Here is a 14098-nt window from a genome sequence, read left to right on the forward strand (position 1 = left end):
CGTTACGACAAACGCGCCCGCCACTACAAAGCCCTGGTCACCATCGCCTGCCTACGACTCTGGCTGCCCTGACTTTGCGGACACGACCTAGGCCCACCGGGAGCTGCTCAGGGAGGCCTGCCTCACGATTCCGCCGCACCGGCGTGTCTACGTCCTCGGGGACATGGACCAGCAGGACCGGCCGGTGAAGATCCTGCTCGGCACCGGCGACGCGACGATCGTCTGCACCGGATGCGCGGAGTCCCCGTACTGGTGGGACACCCGCGCCGAGGGCGGCCGCAACCGGGTGGGCCGGCTGCTGGAGCCGGTCCGCGCGGAACTCCGCGCCGAACGCGTCAGTTGGCCCACGGCGGGCTGATCCGCGAGCCGTCGGCCAGCTCCGCCTCCAGTCCGACGGAGGTGGTCACCCACGACAGCGCGGTGTGCCCGGTCGGGTTCTCGACCGCCAGGGTCGCCCCCGGGTTGACGATCAGGGTGTCCCCGGCCGAGATCCGCTCGGTCCGGCCGTCGAGGGTGACGATCAGCTCGCCGACGAGCAGATGGAAGATCTCCTCCCGGTTCACGGTGTGCGCGGGCGCCTTCGCCCCGGCGGGAATCTCCCCGCGCCAGGCGCACAGTTCCCTGCTGCCGGTGCGGGGGGTGGCGTACGCGACGAAGCGGGCGCCGTGGATCTCGTGGGTGGTGGCCTCGGAGGAACGGACGACGGGCATGGGTGTCTCCCTCGGACATGGTCAAGCTGATTGACTATTGCGTTCGGCTATATGGTCAAGCTCCTTGACCATTCCGTCAAGGGTGTTTCAATGCCCCCGTGCAGAACTCCGAGGCCATGGCCCTGTCCGCAGCCCTGCTCGCCGCAGCCGGTGAGCTGACCCAGCGCATCCACGAGGGGGTCGTCGCCCGCGGCTTCGAGGGGGTCAGGCCCGCCCATGGGTTCGCCTTCGCCCGGCTGGCCCCGGGGGGTGCCACGGTCACCGACCTCGCCGTCCATCTCGGGGTCACCAAGCAGGCGGCGAGCCAGCTGGTGGACGAGCTCGTGCGGAAGGGGTACGTCGAGCGGCGGCCGCACCCCGGCGACGCGCGGGCCCGGCTGATCGTGCTCACCGGGCGCGGGTGGGAGTGCACCCGGGCGGCGGAGGAGGCGGCCGCGGAGGTGGTGGGCGGGTGGCTGGACGTGCTGGGGGAGGGGGAGGTCCGGGCGCTGGGCGACCGGTTGGGGCGCATCGCCCCCTACGGCCCCATCAGGCCCGCCTGGTGACGGATTGTCAGCCGTCCCGGCCGCCGCTTACTACCACTGGAAGTTTTTACTGACGCGTAACTTCACACATCAGCTACTCGTTCGTAACTTGATGAGTGAACAGCATCCTGGTGATCCGGATCACAGGGCGTAAGGCCATCGCACCTCCCTTGAGCCGCAAGGAGATCACCCGATGCTGCCCTGGAAGCGCCTGCTCAGACCCCTCACCGCACTACTGCTGGCAGCCGCGGCCGCCACGGCCCCCGCCTCCGCAGCCCACGCCTCCACCACCGCCGCGACCTCGTCGAGCGGCTGGAACGACTACGGCTGCAAGCCCTCCGCCGCCCACCCCCGCCCCGTCGTCCTGGTCCACGGCACCCTCGGGAACTCGATCGACAACTGGCTGTCCCTCGCCCCCTACCTCGTGGACCGGGGCTACTGCGTCTACTCCCTCGACTACGGACAGCTGCCGGGTGTCCCGGTCTTCTACGGCCTCGGCCCCATCGACAAGTCGGCCGAACAGCTCTCCGCCTTCGTAGACAAGGTGCTCTCCGCGACCGGCGCCGCCAAGGCCGACCTCGTCGGCCACTCCCAGGGCGGCATGATGCCCCGCTACTACCTGAAGTTCCTCGGCGGAGCGGCCAAGGTCAACGCCCTCGTCGGTCTCGCCCCCGACAACCACGGCGCCACCCTCAGCGGCCTCACCAACCTGCTGCCCTACTTCCCGGGCGCCGAGGACCTCATCTCCGCCGCCACCCCCGGCCTCGCCGACCAGATCCCCGGCTCGGCCTTCCTCACCAAGCTCAACGCCGGCGGCGACACCGTCCCCGGCGTCCACTACACCGTCGTCGCCACCCGGTACGACGAGGTGGCGACCCCCTGGCGCAGCCAGTACCTCAGCGGATCGGACGTGCGCAACGTCCTGCTCCAGGACCTGTGCCCGCTCGACCTCTCCGAGCACGTGGCGATCGGCCTGTTCGACCGGATCGCCTTCCACGAGGTGGCCAACGCGCTCGACCCGGCCCGCGCCACCCCCACCACCTGCGCGTCCGCGCTGAGCTGACCGCACCGAGCCGACCAGGAGGTCCCCGCCGGGGCCTGTCCGGCCTGAGCCGCCGGTCAGGCCCCGGAGTCACGGGGGTGCCGGAACCAAGAAACCGTAGAAAACGCCTGCTGAGCGAGGCCTTCGGCGATCTTTAGGGTTGCCTTAAGGGAGCGCTGAGCCGCAGCTCAGGTAGCTACCGTGGGCCGTATGACGAGCGAGGAGATCCGGCCCGCCACGGCGGCCGACGTGACGGCCGTGCAGAGGGTCACCGACGCGGCGTACACGCCCTACATCGAGCGCATCGGCGCCGTACCGCTGCCCATGCGGGCGGACCACGCGGCGGAGGTCGCCGCGGGGAAGGTGTTCGTCACCGGGGACCCCGTCGTGGGCCTGGTGGTCGTCGAGGCGTTCCCCGACCATCTGTTCCTCGACAGCATCGCCGTCCACCCCGACGCCCACGGCAGGGGCGTGGGGCGGCGGCTGCTGCACTTCGTGGACGCCCACGCGCGGCGGCTCGGCCTGCCCGAGGTCAGGCTCTACACGAACGTGCTGATGTGGGAGAACCAAAAGATCTACCCGAAACACGGCTACGAGCTGGTCGGGCGGCGCGCCGACGGCGGCTACGACCGGCTCCACTACCGCAAGCGGCTCGACTGAGCGGGCCGCAGGGCCGTCTCACCCGTCCGGCCACCAGGTGCGCGCGATGTCCTTTCGCACCTCGGGGCGCCCGGCGGGGCGCTCGTCCGCCTCTTCCCGGATCCGGCGGGAGTCCGTCTTCCTCAGGGGCTTCTGCACAGTAGTGCGGCGCATGGCTGCCTCCTTCAGAGCTACCGGGTTCCGTGCTCCCACGGAGGTAGACCCTTTCCGGGAGGGTTCCTCATCGAACCTCGCTCTGTCAGTGGCGGGTGTCACGATTCGAGCGTCAGTGGTGGGTGTCACTCTGGGGCACACGGGGTGGAAAGGTGACGAAATGACGTCAGCGCATGTCGACTGGGACGCCGAGGCGGCGCACTTCGACGAGGAACCGGATCACGGACTGCGCGACCCCGAGGTCCGGGCCGCCTGGGCGGAGCGGCTGCTCGGCTGGCTCCCGGGGCGCGCCTGCGACGTCCTCGACCTCGGCTGCGGCACCGGGAGCCTCTCGCTGCTCGCCGCCGAACAGGGACACCGGGTCACCGGGGTCGATCTGTCCGCGCCGATGATCGAGCGGGCCCGCGCCAAACTCGCCGGGCGGGACGCGGTGTTCCTCCTCGGTGACGCGGCGGCGCCGCCGGTCGGCGAACAGCGCTTCGACACCGTGCTCGTCCGGCATGTCCTGTGGGCGCTGCCCGACCCCGCCCGGGTCCTGCGGCACTGGCGGAACCTGCTGCGGCCCGGCGGGCGGCTCGTCCTGGTGGAGGGAGTCTGGGGGACGGTCACCCCGGCCGGCATCCCGGCGGACCGCCTCACCGCCCTCCTCGCCCCGCTCGCCGGCCACACCCGCCTGGAGCGGCTCTCGGACGACCCGCGCCTGTGGGGCGGGCCGGTCGAGGACGAGCGGTACGCCGTGGTGGCCACCGTGTGAGCGGCCCGCTAGGGCCTGTCGTTTGGATCAGGTCGGCTGGGCCGACGTCGCGTTTCGGCCACCCCGCGACGCGCGGCATGATCCAAACGACAGGCCCTAGGCCAGCAGGGACTCCAGACCGCCCTCGACGGAGGCGAGCGCCTCCAGCTCGTCGAGGGCGGTCACGGCGGAGGCCGCCGCCGCGGGGTCCCGCTCGGCCAGACCGCTCTCGGCGAACTCGTCCTCGTCCAGCCGCCGTACGTCCGTGCCGTCGGCGGAGCGCCACAGGTCCAGGTCGAGATCCTCCACGACCAGCTCGCCGCCCCCCAGCACGGCCGGGCGGGTGACATCGCAGTACCAGCCCTTCAGGGCACCGGACGCGGCCCGCACCTCCTTCACCGCGTACCACCGGTCCCGCCAGTAGTACTCGGTGAAGACATCACCCGCCTCGAACCGGACGAAGCCGAAGTCCCGCACCCCGTCACCGGCCCAGGGGGCGCGTACCGCGATGCGCGTGCCGTCGTCCGACAGCAGCTCCGCCGTGTAACGGATCTTCGTACGGCCGCCCTTGACCAGGACGACCTCCACCGGGCGGCCCGGTTCAGCCGACTGCGCGGACATGACGCACCTCCGTCGCGCGGATCTCGTACCCGAACCACTTGTTGATCGCCAGCATCGGCTCGTTGTCCGCGTCGTTGCCGGTGTACGCCTCCGTGTACCCCGCGGCGCGGGCGCGGTGCAGGGAGTGGTTCTTGACGAGCTTGGCCAGGCCCCGGCCGCGGTGGTCGCGGACGGTGCCGGTCATGCCCGTGCCGTAGCGGCCGGCGCCGTTGGTGTGGGCCACGCTGAAGGCGACGGGGCGCCCGTCGGCGACGGCGACCGAGGTCAGCTCCCGGTCGAGGTGGGGATGGTTCCAGGTCTCCGCGACCCAGGCCCCGTAGTCCGTGAACTCGACCTCGATGTCGCCCGGTTCGTCGGCCGCGACGGCCGCGTCGAGCGCGAACAGCGGACGGGGGTCGTCCGCGAAGTCGGCCGCCGTGCGCAGCTCGATGCCCGGCGGCGGGTCCTGGAGCGGCGGCAGCGCGGCGCCGGCCAGATCCAGGCGCAGGAAGTGGGCGGAGCGGCTCGGCCGGTAGCCGTGGCGCTCGGCGAACGCGCGGTTGCCGGGTTCGTCCAGGACCCAGGAGTACAGGTGCGTCGCCGCGTGCGCCGCCAGATGCTCCTCGGCGGTCCGCACCAGCAGGGCGCCCGCGCCCCGGCCGGTGCGCGCCGGGTCCACGTACACATTGAGGAAGCCCTGGCCGGGCACCGGGCTCTCATGGGCGAGGCCCACCTGGGCGGTGCCGATGATCTCGCCGTCCTCCTCGGCGACCAGCTTGCGGGCGTGGGCGCGGGGAGGGGAGAGGGAGAGGGCGTGGCGCAGGGACTCCGGGCTGAAGAACACATAGGGCAGGGCCGCGTGCCGGACCCGGACGAAGCCTTCGATCTCGGCAGGTGCGTCGGGGCGCAGATCGCGCACGATGACGGTCATGTGAGCGCACGCTACGGGCGGGAGAAAGGCTCGTGCCTCCCATTTTCCGCCGGGTTCCCGGCCGGGCCCTGTCGCCGGGTGGGGGACAATCGGGCCGTGACCTTGAAGATCCACATCGATGACAGCGCCGCGCCGTACGAGCAGGTACGGGCACAGATCGCCGAGCAGGCCCGGTCCGGGGCGCTCCCGGTGGGGTACCGGCTGCCCACCGTGCGGGGGCTCGCCGAGTCGCTGGGACTGGCGGCGAACACCGTGGCCAAGGCCTACCGGGCGCTGGAGACGGACGGGGTGATCGAGACCCGGGGGCGCAACGGGACCTTCGTGGCCGCGGCGGGCTCGGCTGCGGAGCGCGAGGCCGCGCTCGCCGCGCAGGCCTATGCCGAGCGGGTGGTGCGGCTGGGGCTGACCGAGGAGCAGGCGTCGGCCGCGGTGCGGGACGCCCTGCGGGCGGCCTATCAGGGGTGACGGACGGATCACCGTGAACGGGCGGCCAGGGCCCGGGGGGTGCGGGTCACCGGCAGGCCCGCCCGGTGGGCCGTCCTGCCGAACAGGGCCGCGTCGCCCACCGCCGCGCCGCCCGGGTCGTTGTTGAAGTAGGCGTACACGTCGTCGTGCGCGGACCAGGTCGTCGCGATGCGGTCGATCCAGGTCTCCAGGGCGTGCTGGCCGTAGCGGGGCCAGGGACTGGCGCGGCCCTCGTGGAAGCGGACGTACCCCCACTCGGCGGTCCGCCACAGCGGGGTGGCCGGGCGGCACCGCACGTCGGCCCAGCACAGGGCCGCGCCGCGGGCCCGCAGGACCTCGCGGACCGGCGGGATCCACCAGGACGGGTGGCGCGGCTCGACCGCCACCCGGGTGCCGGCGGGGAAGCGGGACAGACAGGTGTCCAGCAGCTCGGGATCGGCGCGCAGGGTCGGCGGGAGCTGGAGCAGCACGGGACCCAGCCGGGCGCCGAGGCCGGCCGCGTGGTCCATCAGCCGGTGCACGGGCTCCGCCGGGTCGTGCAGCCGTTTGATGTGGGTGAGATAGCGGCTCGCCTTGACCGCGACCACGAAGTCCGGCGGGACGCGCCCGGCCCAGGACGCGAAGGTGTCCCGGGACGGCAGCCGGTAGAAGGCGTTGTTGATCTCGACGGTGGCGAAATGCTCGGCGTACTCCTCCAGCCACCGCCGCACGGGCACGTCCGCCGGGTACAGGACCTCACGCCAGTCCTTGTACTGCCAGCCGGACGTGCCGACGTACAGGGTCATACCTCCATGAAAGCACCTGCGGACAGCGCCTACAGATACAGCCCCGCGTCCGCGCGGCCCCTGGGCTCCGGCAGCGCGGTCGGGGACGTGCCCCGCCGCAGCGCGTACAGCTCCGCCAGGGTCGCCCCCTCGCGGCCGACGCCCTCCTCGGCGCCCAGCCAGCCGACCGCCTCCGGGCGGGTCAGCGGGCCGACCTCGATCCGGGCGAGACAGCGGCCCGGGCGGACCACGGCCGGGTGGAGGCGCTCCAGGTCCTCGTTGGTGGTGACGCCCACCAGCACGTTGCGGCCCTGGCCGAGCAGGCCGTCGGTGAGGTTGAGCAGCCGGGACAGCGCCTGGCCGGCCGTGTGCTTGGCCTCGCCGCGGATCAGTTCGTCGCAGTCCTCCAGCAGGAGCAGGCGCCAGCGGCCCTTGCCCGCCACGTCCTCCTCGCCGATCGCGATGTCCATCAGATAGCCCACGTCGGAGAAGAGCCGCTCGGGGTCCAGTACGCAGTCCACCTGGCACCAGTCCCGCCAGGACCGGGCCAGCGTGCGCAGCGCCGAGGTCTTGCCGGTGCCGGGCGGCCCGTGCAGCAGCAGCAGTCGGCCGGCGATGTCCTCCGGGGTGGTCGCCATCAGGCGGTCCATGGCCTCGGCGACGGGGGCCGTGTAGTTGGGGCGGATCTCCTCCCAGGTGCCGGCGGAGATCTGACGGGTGGTGCGGTGCGGGCCGCGCCGCGGGGAGACGTACCAGAACCCCATCGTCACGTTCTCCGGCTGGGGTTCGGGCTCGTCGGCCGCGCCGTCGGTGGCCTCGTCCAGGACCTTCGAGGCGAGTTCGGCGCTGGTCGCGGTGACCGTGACGTCGGCGCCGCGGTTCCAGCGGGAGACCAGCAGCGTCCAGCCGTCGCCCTCGGCGAGCGTCGCGCTGCGGTCGTCGTCGCGGGCCACGCGCAGCACGCGGGCCTGCGGCGGCAGCAGGGTCGCGCCGGAGCGTACGCGGTCGATGTTCACCGCGTGCGAGTACGGCTGCTCGCCCGTCGCGAAGCGGCCGAGGAACAGCGCGTCGACGACATCGGACGGGGAGTCGGAGTCGTCGACGGTGAGCCGGATCGGCAGAGCGTCGTGTGGGAGTGCAGACATGCCCGCCATGATCCGGCACGAGGCCGCCCCGTGCACGCGGTTTCCGAGGTGCGCGCGGTGTGTCGGCGATGCGCGGAAGTCCGGGAACGCGCCCTGCCGCCGGCAGCGGTCCGCAGAGGAGATGCACAGGAAAGGCGCGGGCCGTGCCCGGAAAGTCTTGGCATGGACACTTCCCGTCAACACGCGTAGTTGCTACGACGGTTGAGGCAGAGATCCTGCTAAAGGGAGGTTCCATGAGACGTTCCCGACTTGTCGTATTCCTGAGCTCACTCCTCCTCGCCACCGCCGCCGCCCTCACCGGGGCGACCGCCGCCCACGCGTCCCAACTCGCCGCGAACGGCGGCTATGTGGCGCTCGGCGACTCCTACTCCTCCGGAGTCGGCGCGGGCAGCTACATCAGCTCCAGCGGCAGCTGCAAGCGCAGCACGAAGGCGTACCCGTACCTCTGGAACGCCGCCCACTCACCCTCGTCGTTCACGTTCGCCGCCTGCTCGGGCGCCCGAACGGATGAAGTTCTGGCCAATCAGCTCGGCGGCCTGAACTCCTCGACCGGCCTCGTCTCGATCAGCATCGGCGGCAACGACGCCGGCTTCGCCGACGTCATGACGACCTGTGTCACCAGCTCCGACAGCACCTGCGTCAGCCGCATCAACACGGCGCGGGCGTACGTCGACTCGACCCTCCCCGGCAAGCTCGACACCGTCTACTCGGCCATCAGCTCCAAGGCCCCGAACGCCGAGGTCGTCGTCCTCGGCTACCCCCGCTTCTACCAGCTCGGCACGGTCTGCCTCGGCCTGTCCGAGACCAAGCGCTCCGCCATCAACAACGCGGCCGACTACCTCGACGCCGCCGTCGCCCGCCGCGCCGCCGCGCACGGCTTCACCTTCGGCGACGTCCGTACGACCTTCAGCGGCCACGAGATCTGCTCCGGCAGCTCCTGGCTGCACAGCCTCAACCTGCTCAACATCGGCGAGTCCTACCACCCGACCGCCTCGGGCCAGTCGGGCGGCTATCTGCCGGTGCTGAACAGCGCGGCCTGAGTCACCCGGTCGGTGACGACGAGGGGGAGGCCTCGCCCGACGGGGTCTCCGTCTCGCACGTCACCGAGAACGGGACGTACGCGGACGTCGTCTTCACCGGGTCGCTCACCTCGACACCGATGGCGTTCTCGTACGTCCCGTCCTCCGCGTACGTCGACAGCACCACCTTGTCCTGCTTCGTCTTCCCGCCGCCCGACGGGAAGGTGAGGCTCTTCCAGGTCTGCCCGGACAGGTCGCCGTTCTTCGCCACCCAGCGGTAGGTCACCGTCGCGGGCAGCCTGCCCACCGTGATCGTGGCCGTGAAGGCCGGCGCGGAGTCGTTCGGCGGCGGACAGGAGCCGCGGTAGTCCGTGTTCGCGCCGCTGACGGAGACCGAGACGGTCTGCTGCGGCGCGGCCGACGAGGCACTCGGGCTCGGACTCGGCGAATCGCTCGGCGAATCGCTGCTCTTCCGCGCGGACGGCGTGGAACTCAGCCCCTGCGTCTGGCCGCCGGTGGCCGCCCCGGCATCGCCCTTGTCGTCGTCGCCCCGGTTCAGCAGTCCGTACGTCAGCCCGGCCACCGCCAGCGCCAGCACCACCACCCCGACGACGAACACCGTGCGGTTGCGCCCCCGTTCCGCCCGGTCGTCCCCGGTGTCCGCCCACGACGGGGCGGTCTGCGGCGCCTCCTGGCGGTAGGGCTCGACCGGGGTCGGCGGCGTCGAGACGGTCGGCGCGTAGGGGGCGTACGGCGCGGAGCGGAGCGTGCCCGAGCGCGGACTGCCCCCGGCCGCGACGAGCCGCAGATCCTGCTCGGCCTGCTCGGCCGGCGTCCGCTCCGCCGGGTCCTTGCGCAGCAGCCCCTCGATCACGGGCGCCAGCGGACCGGCCCGCCGCGGCGGCGGCAGCTCCTCGTCGACGATCGCGCGCAGGGTGCTCAGCGGGGTGTCGTGACGGAACGGCGAGTTCCCCTCGACCGCCGCGTACAGCAGCACGCCCAGCGACCACAGATCCGACTCCGGCCCCGGCGTACGCCCCAGCGCGCGCTCCGGCGCGAGGAATTCGGGGGAGCCGATGACCTCGCCGGTCATCGTCAGCGCGGAGGTTCCCTCGACGGTCGCGATGCCGAAGTCGGTCAGCACCACCCGGCCGTCGTTCGACATCAGCACATTGGCCGGTTTCACATCGCGGTGCAGCACCCCGGCCTCGTGCGCGGCCCGCAGCGCGGACAGCACCTCCGCGCCGATGTGCGCCGCGCGCGCCGGCTCCAGCGGACCCTCGGCGTCCAGCAGCTCGGCGAGGGAGATCCCGCGCACGATCTCCATGACGATCCACGGGCGCCCGTCCTGAAGGGCCACGTCGTACACCGTGACCACGTTCCGGTTGGCGACCCGGGCCGCGGCCCAGGCCTCCCGCTCCAGCCGGGCGTACATCCGCTCGACGTCCGAGGCCGCCAGCCCGGCCGGGGCGCGCACCTCCTTGACGGCGACCTCTCGGTGCAGCACCTCGTCACGGGCCCGCCACACCGTCCCCATGCCGCCCTCGCCGAGCGGGGTCAGCAGACGGTAGCGGCCCGCGATCAGCCGTTCACTGCCCGGTTCTTCGGACACGGCGTCCCCCATTCGCACATCGCATCCGGGCGAAATCCTCCGCAACCCCACAAACGTAGCTCAGCCGAGTACGGATGCGGCCCCCTTGAGCACCAGTCCGGCCCCGAGCGCCACGACGAGCAGCGCGGACCAGACGGGCAGATTGCGCTGGACCAGCGTCAGGACCGGGTGGGTCGTCCAGCTCGGCCGCCGGTCCAGCAGGCGCGTCGCCCTGGCGCCCAGCCTGACCACGGCGAACCCGGCTGCCGTCAGTGTCAGGGCGAGGCCGATGCCGTACGCGACGACGAGCAGCAGCCCGAACCAGGCGTGCCCCAGCGCCGCCGCGCCGACCAGCACCACGACGGCGGACGGGCTGGGGACCATGCCACCGGCGAAGCCGAGCAGGATCGTGCCGCGGAGGGTGGGGGCGACCTCGTGGGTGTGGGTGTGACCGCCGTGGGTGTGCGTGTGGCCGCCGTGGGTGTGGCTGTGGTCGTGTGCGTGGCCGTGATCGTGCTTGTGGTCGTGGTCGTGGTCGTGAGTGTGTTCGGGGTGGTGGTCGTGCTCGCCCTCGTGTCCGTGCTTGTGTCCGTGGTCGTGGGGTGCGGGGGCCTTCTCCGTGACGCTGTGCGCGCGGGTGGCGGGGGCGCCGGCGAGGACGAGCTCGCGGCTGGGGGTGGGGGAGTGGTCGTGCGGATGGCCGTGGTCATGGTCATGGCCGTGGCCGTGGGTGTGGCCGCCGTGGCTGTGTCCGTGTCCCCGGTTGCGCCAGGCGCGGCGGGCGAGGGTGACGCCCGCGCAGAGCACCAGGGCACCGCTCGCCAGACCCAGCCAGGCGATCACGGAGGGGGCGGCCGCCGAGCCGGCGGTGACGAGCAGGCCGAGGGCGACCACGCCGAGGGTGTGGGTGATGGTGACCGACGCGGCCAGCGGCAGGACGTCCTTCATCCGGGCCTTGCCGCCGCGGGCGGCCGCCGTCGCGGCCATGATGGTCTTGCCGTGGCCCGGGGCGACCGCGTGCATCGCGCCGAGGACGATGGCGATCACCAGCGCCAGCGCGGCGAAGCCGACGGTGAGGTCCTGGCGGGCGACGAGGTTGTCCAGTGCCCGGGTCCAGCGGTCGGCGCCCCGGGGGAGGACGGACGCGGCGGGCGTGTCCCGGTCGTCGTCCGCGGCGAGCGCCGAGCCGCCCGGGCGCACCGTCAGCGCGGCGGTCGCGGTGTCGGCGGGCGAGGAGAGCAGCTCCTTGGGGTACGTGGTCAGCTCGTCCGACACCGACTTCTGCGGTACGTCGGACTCGGTGAGCGTCATCCGGTCCCCGCGCGCGGTGATCTCGCGCCAGCCGGGGCCGGTGGAGGCGCCCTCGCTGTGGAAGGAGAGGGAGAACGTCCGCTTCTCGGGCAGCTCGGCGGTCAGCCGGCACTCCACCCGGAGGGTGTTCAGTCCGGCCTGGCCCGGCCGCAGCACCGCTTTGCTGCGGCCGGCCGTGAGGGGGACGGCTTCGCCGTCGACGGTGAGCCTGCTGCCGCTCGCGGCGCTCTCGCACCGCTGCCGGGCCCACTCGGTGGTGCCGAGCCGCTTCAGATCGGGCTTGGCCTGGGTCGCCGGGATCTCGGCGAGGTCCTCGACATGGTCGACGCGCAGCTGTCCGGGCGCGGCGACGAGTCCGTCGTAGCGGTTGACGGTGAAGTTGCCGAGGGGGTGCGCGCTCGCGCTGGTGGAAGGAGCCAGCGCGAGCGCGACGCCGGCCGTGAACACGGCCGCGCAGGAGGCGAACAGACGACGGGTCCTCACTTGTCCGCCTCCAGCGTCTTGAGCGCCGTACGGGCCTCGCGGGCGCCCAGCGGGGAGAAGCCGGGGTTCAGCTTCAGCGCGGCGGCGAGGTGGGTACGGGCGTCGTCGGGGTGACCGGTGGCCTTCTCGATCACCCCGCGGTGGTAGAGGAAGCTCGCGTTGCGGTAGCCGGTGGCCGTGGCCTGCCGGGCGAAGGCGAGGGCCTCGGCGTCCTCGCCGTTGACGTGCAGGGCCCAGGCGAGGGCGTCCGCCGTGTGCACGGTGTGCCGGCGGGACCAGTCGTCGCGGGCCGCGCGCAGGGCGGTCGCCCTGTCCCCGTGGTCGGCGGCGGCGAGCGCGGTGTCGAGGTCGACGTTGACGCCGTTCGCGCGGGCGATCGCCGTCCAGGCGTCGACGAGGGCGTACTGGTTCTGCGCCTTCTCCTCGTCGCCCTGCGCGCCCCGGGCCTCGTACAGCTCGCCGAGGGCGACGAGCGGGCCGGGCAGCGGGTAGCGGGCGACGACGGTCTCCAGCCCCTTGATCGCCTCGGCCCGCTGCCCGGTGGCGGCCTGGGCGCGGGCCCTGCCCTCCAGCGCGGGGAGGTAGGTGTCGTCGGCGGCGAGGGCGCGGGCGTAGTAGGTGAGGGCCTCCTCGTAGCGGCCCTGGTTCCAGGCGAGCTGGCCGAGCTGGGCGGCCACGTAGGAGATGTCGCCGGGGGTGGTGGACGCGGAGAGCGCCCGCTCGAGGACGCGGCGGGCGGTGGTGACGTCGCCGCGGAGTTCGTGGACGTACGCGTAGCGGGTGAACACCGGGACGCCGGGGCGCCGTTGGTCCGCGAGGTTCGCGGCCTGCTCGGCGTCGTCGTAGCGGCCGAGCTCCACGAGGGCGTCGATACGGGAGCACAGGGCGCGTTCGCTGTAGGGGTTCTCCTTCAGCGTCTTGTCCGCGTACGTCAGCGCGCCCGAGAAGTCGTGGCGGGCGGCGGCCAGCGCGGCCCGGCCGGCCAGCGCCGCGTCGTTGTCCTTCTTCAGGGACAGGGAACGCTTCAGGGCCTGCTCGGCCTGGGGGTAACGGGAGGGGTCGCCCTTGGTGCGGGCCTGCTCGACGTAGGCGAGTCCGAGGGTGGCCCAGCTGCCGTAGTCCTTGGGCTGGGCGCGCAGATGGGTCTGGAGCGCGGCGATGGCGGTGTCCAGGTCACCGCTCGCGAGGAGGCCGGGGGACACGGCGGCGGCGGTGGCCACGTGGGGGGTGCCGCCGTCCCGCACGGCGCCGATCGCGATCGCGCCCGCCGTCAGCCCCACGGCCATCATGGCGGCACAGGCACCGAGCTGCACCCGCCGCCACCGCCGCCCGGCGGCCCCGACCCGCCGCACGGCAGCGACCCGCTCGTCGACCACACCGGCACCGGAGCCGGCCTCGGCGGTCGTGGCTCCCGGGTCGGTGTCGGCCTCGGTCGCGGTGGCGTTGCCGTCGGAGGGGGCGGTGGTGGTCGTGCCGCGGTCGGAGTCGGCCTCGGCGGTCGTGACTCCCGGGTCGGTGTCGACCCCGGTCGCGGTGGCGCTCTCGGCGGAGGGGGCCTCTGCGGTGGCGCTCTCGGCGGAGTCGACCTCGCTGGTGGGCCTCTTGGCAGAGGTGTCCTCGGCGGTGCCGTCCGCACCGCCCGGCTCGGCGGTGCCGTTCGTCCCGGCCGTCCCGGCGGTGCCGTTCGTTCCGGCGGTGCCGTCCGCCTCGGTGGTGGTGTTCGGCTCGTTCTTCCGCAGGTTCGGGTCCGCCGCGGTGGCGTCCTCGGACGTGGGTCCGGATGCCGGCCGCTCGTGCTCCGGTGCGCCGTCGTTCGTACGCGGGGACATGCCCTCTCCTAGCTCGCCTGGGGTGGATCGGCCCTGCGGGGGTGCCGCCCGCGGGGCCCGTTTCACCACCGCCTTCACCCGGCGCGGCCTGGCCGGCGAGTACAACCTGCCCCATGTCCTGCCGCGGGTGATCGGCCT

16 protein-coding genes are annotated in these 14098 nt (G+C 72.9%); 7 read left to right on the forward strand and 9 right to left on the reverse strand.

All coding sequences use genetic code 11. The features are described 5' to 3' along the window. The first annotated feature begins 163 nt into the window (after nucleotides 1-163). Complete coding sequence (locus ABZ490_RS51260) at nucleotides 164-358, forward strand: hypothetical protein (protein WP_359007651.1); 195 nt, start codon at nucleotides 164-166, stop codon at nucleotides 356-358. On the opposite strand, the gene ABZ490_RS51265 is transcribed toward ABZ490_RS51260, so the two are convergent. Beyond that, nucleotides 336-710 (reverse strand): cupin domain-containing protein, encoded by a 375-nt coding sequence (locus tag ABZ490_RS51265; RefSeq protein ID WP_359007653.1) that lies wholly within the window; start codon nucleotides 708-710, stop codon nucleotides 336-338. The two genes, ABZ490_RS51260 and ABZ490_RS51265, sit on opposite strands and share 23 nt — an antisense overlap. A 98-nt stretch (nucleotides 711-808) precedes the next feature. Between ABZ490_RS51265 and ABZ490_RS51270 the strand changes: the two genes are divergently transcribed. The 3 genes from ABZ490_RS51270 (at nucleotide 809) to ABZ490_RS51280 (ending at nucleotide 2936) form a co-directional block, all read left to right on the forward strand. After that, nucleotides 809-1255 carry a MarR family winged helix-turn-helix transcriptional regulator gene (locus tag ABZ490_RS51270; protein ID WP_359007656.1) on the forward strand — a complete coding sequence of 149 codons (447 nt, stop codon included), beginning with the start codon at nucleotides 809-811 and terminating at the stop codon, nucleotides 1253-1255. A gap of 172 nt (nucleotides 1256-1427) precedes the next feature. Further along, the gene (locus tag ABZ490_RS51275; RefSeq protein ID WP_359007658.1) at nucleotides 1428-2297 is read left to right on the forward strand and encodes an alpha/beta fold hydrolase; all 870 of its coding nucleotides are present in this window, start codon (nucleotides 1428-1430) and stop codon (nucleotides 2295-2297) included. 189 nt (nucleotides 2298-2486) lie between these two features. Further along, nucleotides 2487-2936, forward strand: a complete 450-nt coding sequence (locus ABZ490_RS51280; protein ID WP_359007661.1) for a GNAT family N-acetyltransferase — start codon at nucleotides 2487-2489, stop codon at nucleotides 2934-2936. A gap of 18 nt (nucleotides 2937-2954) precedes the next feature. Here ABZ490_RS51280 and ABZ490_RS51285 read toward each other — a convergent pair whose 3' ends face one another. Further along, nucleotides 2955-3089, reverse strand: coding sequence for a hypothetical protein (locus tag ABZ490_RS51285; RefSeq protein WP_359007664.1), 135 nt, complete (start codon nucleotides 3087-3089; stop codon nucleotides 2955-2957). Nucleotides 3090-3249: 160 nt separating this feature from the next. On the opposite strand from ABZ490_RS51285, the gene ABZ490_RS51290 reads away from it, so the two are divergent. Then, complete coding sequence (locus tag ABZ490_RS51290) at nucleotides 3250-3843, forward strand: class I SAM-dependent methyltransferase (protein WP_359007667.1); 594 nt, start codon at nucleotides 3250-3252, stop codon at nucleotides 3841-3843. 96 nt (nucleotides 3844-3939) lie between these two features. On the opposite strand, the gene ABZ490_RS51295 is transcribed toward ABZ490_RS51290, so the two are convergent. Beyond that, nucleotides 3940-4443 (reverse strand): DUF402 domain-containing protein, encoded by a 504-nt coding sequence (locus tag ABZ490_RS51295; protein ID WP_359007670.1) that lies wholly within the window; start codon nucleotides 4441-4443, stop codon nucleotides 3940-3942. Continuing rightward, nucleotides 4424-5353: a GNAT family N-acetyltransferase gene (locus ABZ490_RS51300; protein ID WP_359007674.1), complete on the reverse strand. Its 930-nt coding sequence runs from the start codon at nucleotides 5351-5353 to the stop codon at nucleotides 4424-4426. The genes ABZ490_RS51295 and ABZ490_RS51300 overlap by 20 nt, the downstream gene beginning before the upstream one ends. 96 nt (nucleotides 5354-5449) lie before the next feature. Here ABZ490_RS51300 and ABZ490_RS51305 point away from each other — a divergent pair, with 96 nt between their 5' ends. Further along, complete coding sequence (locus ABZ490_RS51305; RefSeq protein ID WP_359007677.1) at nucleotides 5450-5818, forward strand: GntR family transcriptional regulator; 369 nt, start codon at nucleotides 5450-5452, stop codon at nucleotides 5816-5818. Nucleotides 5819-5826: 8 nt separating this feature from the next. On the opposite strand, the gene ABZ490_RS51310 is transcribed toward ABZ490_RS51305, so the two are convergent. Then, on the reverse strand, nucleotides 5827-6603 hold the full coding sequence (locus ABZ490_RS51310) for a DUF72 domain-containing protein (protein WP_359007680.1): 777 nt from the start codon (nucleotides 6601-6603) through the stop codon (nucleotides 5827-5829). A gap of 29 nt (nucleotides 6604-6632) precedes the next feature. Continuing rightward, nucleotides 6633-7727 (reverse strand): DUF5925 domain-containing protein, encoded by a 1095-nt coding sequence (locus ABZ490_RS51315; protein WP_359007683.1) that lies wholly within the window; start codon nucleotides 7725-7727, stop codon nucleotides 6633-6635. 233 nt (nucleotides 7728-7960) lie between these two features. Between ABZ490_RS51315 and ABZ490_RS51320 the strand changes: the two genes are divergently transcribed. Next, nucleotides 7961-8767, forward strand: a complete 807-nt coding sequence (locus tag ABZ490_RS51320; RefSeq protein WP_359007686.1) for an SGNH/GDSL hydrolase family protein — start codon at nucleotides 7961-7963, stop codon at nucleotides 8765-8767. A 1-nt stretch (nucleotide 8768) separates the two neighbouring features. Here the strand turns inward: ABZ490_RS51320 and ABZ490_RS51325 are convergent, their stop codons facing one another. Genes ABZ490_RS51325 through ABZ490_RS51335 form a run of 3 tightly spaced genes read right to left on the reverse strand, consistent with a single transcriptional unit; the run spans nucleotide 8769 to nucleotide 13960 of the window. Continuing rightward, a complete protein-coding gene (locus ABZ490_RS51325; protein WP_359007689.1) occupies nucleotides 8769-10358 on the reverse strand; it encodes a serine/threonine-protein kinase in 1590 nt (529 codons plus the stop codon). A 60-nt stretch (nucleotides 10359-10418) separates the two neighbouring features. After that, the gene (locus ABZ490_RS51330) at nucleotides 10419-12131 is read right to left on the reverse strand and encodes a sulfite exporter TauE/SafE family protein (RefSeq protein WP_359007692.1); all 1713 of its coding nucleotides are present in this window, start codon (nucleotides 12129-12131) and stop codon (nucleotides 10419-10421) included. Then, nucleotides 12128-13960 (reverse strand): tetratricopeptide repeat protein, encoded by a 1833-nt coding sequence (locus ABZ490_RS51335; RefSeq protein ID WP_359007695.1) that lies wholly within the window; start codon nucleotides 13958-13960, stop codon nucleotides 12128-12130. Before ABZ490_RS51335 ends, ABZ490_RS51330 begins: the two co-directional genes overlap by 4 nt. Nucleotides 13961-14098 lie beyond the last annotated feature (138 nt).

The sequence above is a fragment of the Streptomyces sp. NPDC005811 genome, from assembly GCF_040630405.1.
Classification (GTDB): Bacteria; Actinomycetota; Actinomycetes; order Streptomycetales; family Streptomycetaceae; genus Streptomyces.

Excerpts from the sequence above, each read along its gene's own strand:
- ABZ490_RS51290 (WP_359007667.1), top strand. The coding sequence starts at position 3,250 with ATGACGTCAGCGCATGTCGACTGGGACGCCGAGGCGGCGCACTTCGAC.
- ABZ490_RS51280 (WP_359007661.1), top strand. The coding sequence starts at position 2,487 with ATGACGAGCGAGGAGATCCGGCCCGCCACGGCGGCCGACGTGACGGCC.
- ABZ490_RS51320 (WP_359007686.1), top strand. The coding sequence starts at position 7,961 with ATGAGACGTTCCCGACTTGTCGTATTCCTGAGCTCACTCCTCCTCGCC.
- ABZ490_RS51260 (WP_359007651.1), top strand. The coding sequence starts at position 164 with ATGGACCAGCAGGACCGGCCGGTGAAGATCCTGCTCGGCACCGGCGAC.
- ABZ490_RS51310 (WP_359007680.1), bottom strand. The coding sequence starts at position 6,603 with ATGACCCTGTACGTCGGCACGTCCGGCTGGCAGTACAAGGACTGGCGT.
- ABZ490_RS51265 (WP_359007653.1), bottom strand. The coding sequence starts at position 710 with ATGCCCGTCGTCCGTTCCTCCGAGGCCACCACCCACGAGATCCACGGC.
- ABZ490_RS51300 (WP_359007674.1), bottom strand. The coding sequence starts at position 5,353 with ATGACCGTCATCGTGCGCGATCTGCGCCCCGACGCACCTGCCGAGATC.
- ABZ490_RS51275 (WP_359007658.1), top strand. The coding sequence starts at position 1,428 with ATGCTGCCCTGGAAGCGCCTGCTCAGACCCCTCACCGCACTACTGCTG.
- ABZ490_RS51315 (WP_359007683.1), bottom strand. The coding sequence starts at position 7,727 with ATGTCTGCACTCCCACACGACGCTCTGCCGATCCGGCTCACCGTCGAC.
- ABZ490_RS51285 (WP_359007664.1), bottom strand. The coding sequence starts at position 3,089 with ATGCGCCGCACTACTGTGCAGAAGCCCCTGAGGAAGACGGACTCCCGC.
- ABZ490_RS51295 (WP_359007670.1), bottom strand. The coding sequence starts at position 4,443 with ATGTCCGCGCAGTCGGCTGAACCGGGCCGCCCGGTGGAGGTCGTCCTG.
- ABZ490_RS51335 (WP_359007695.1), bottom strand. The coding sequence starts at position 13,960 with ATGTCCCCGCGTACGAACGACGGCGCACCGGAGCACGAGCGGCCGGCA.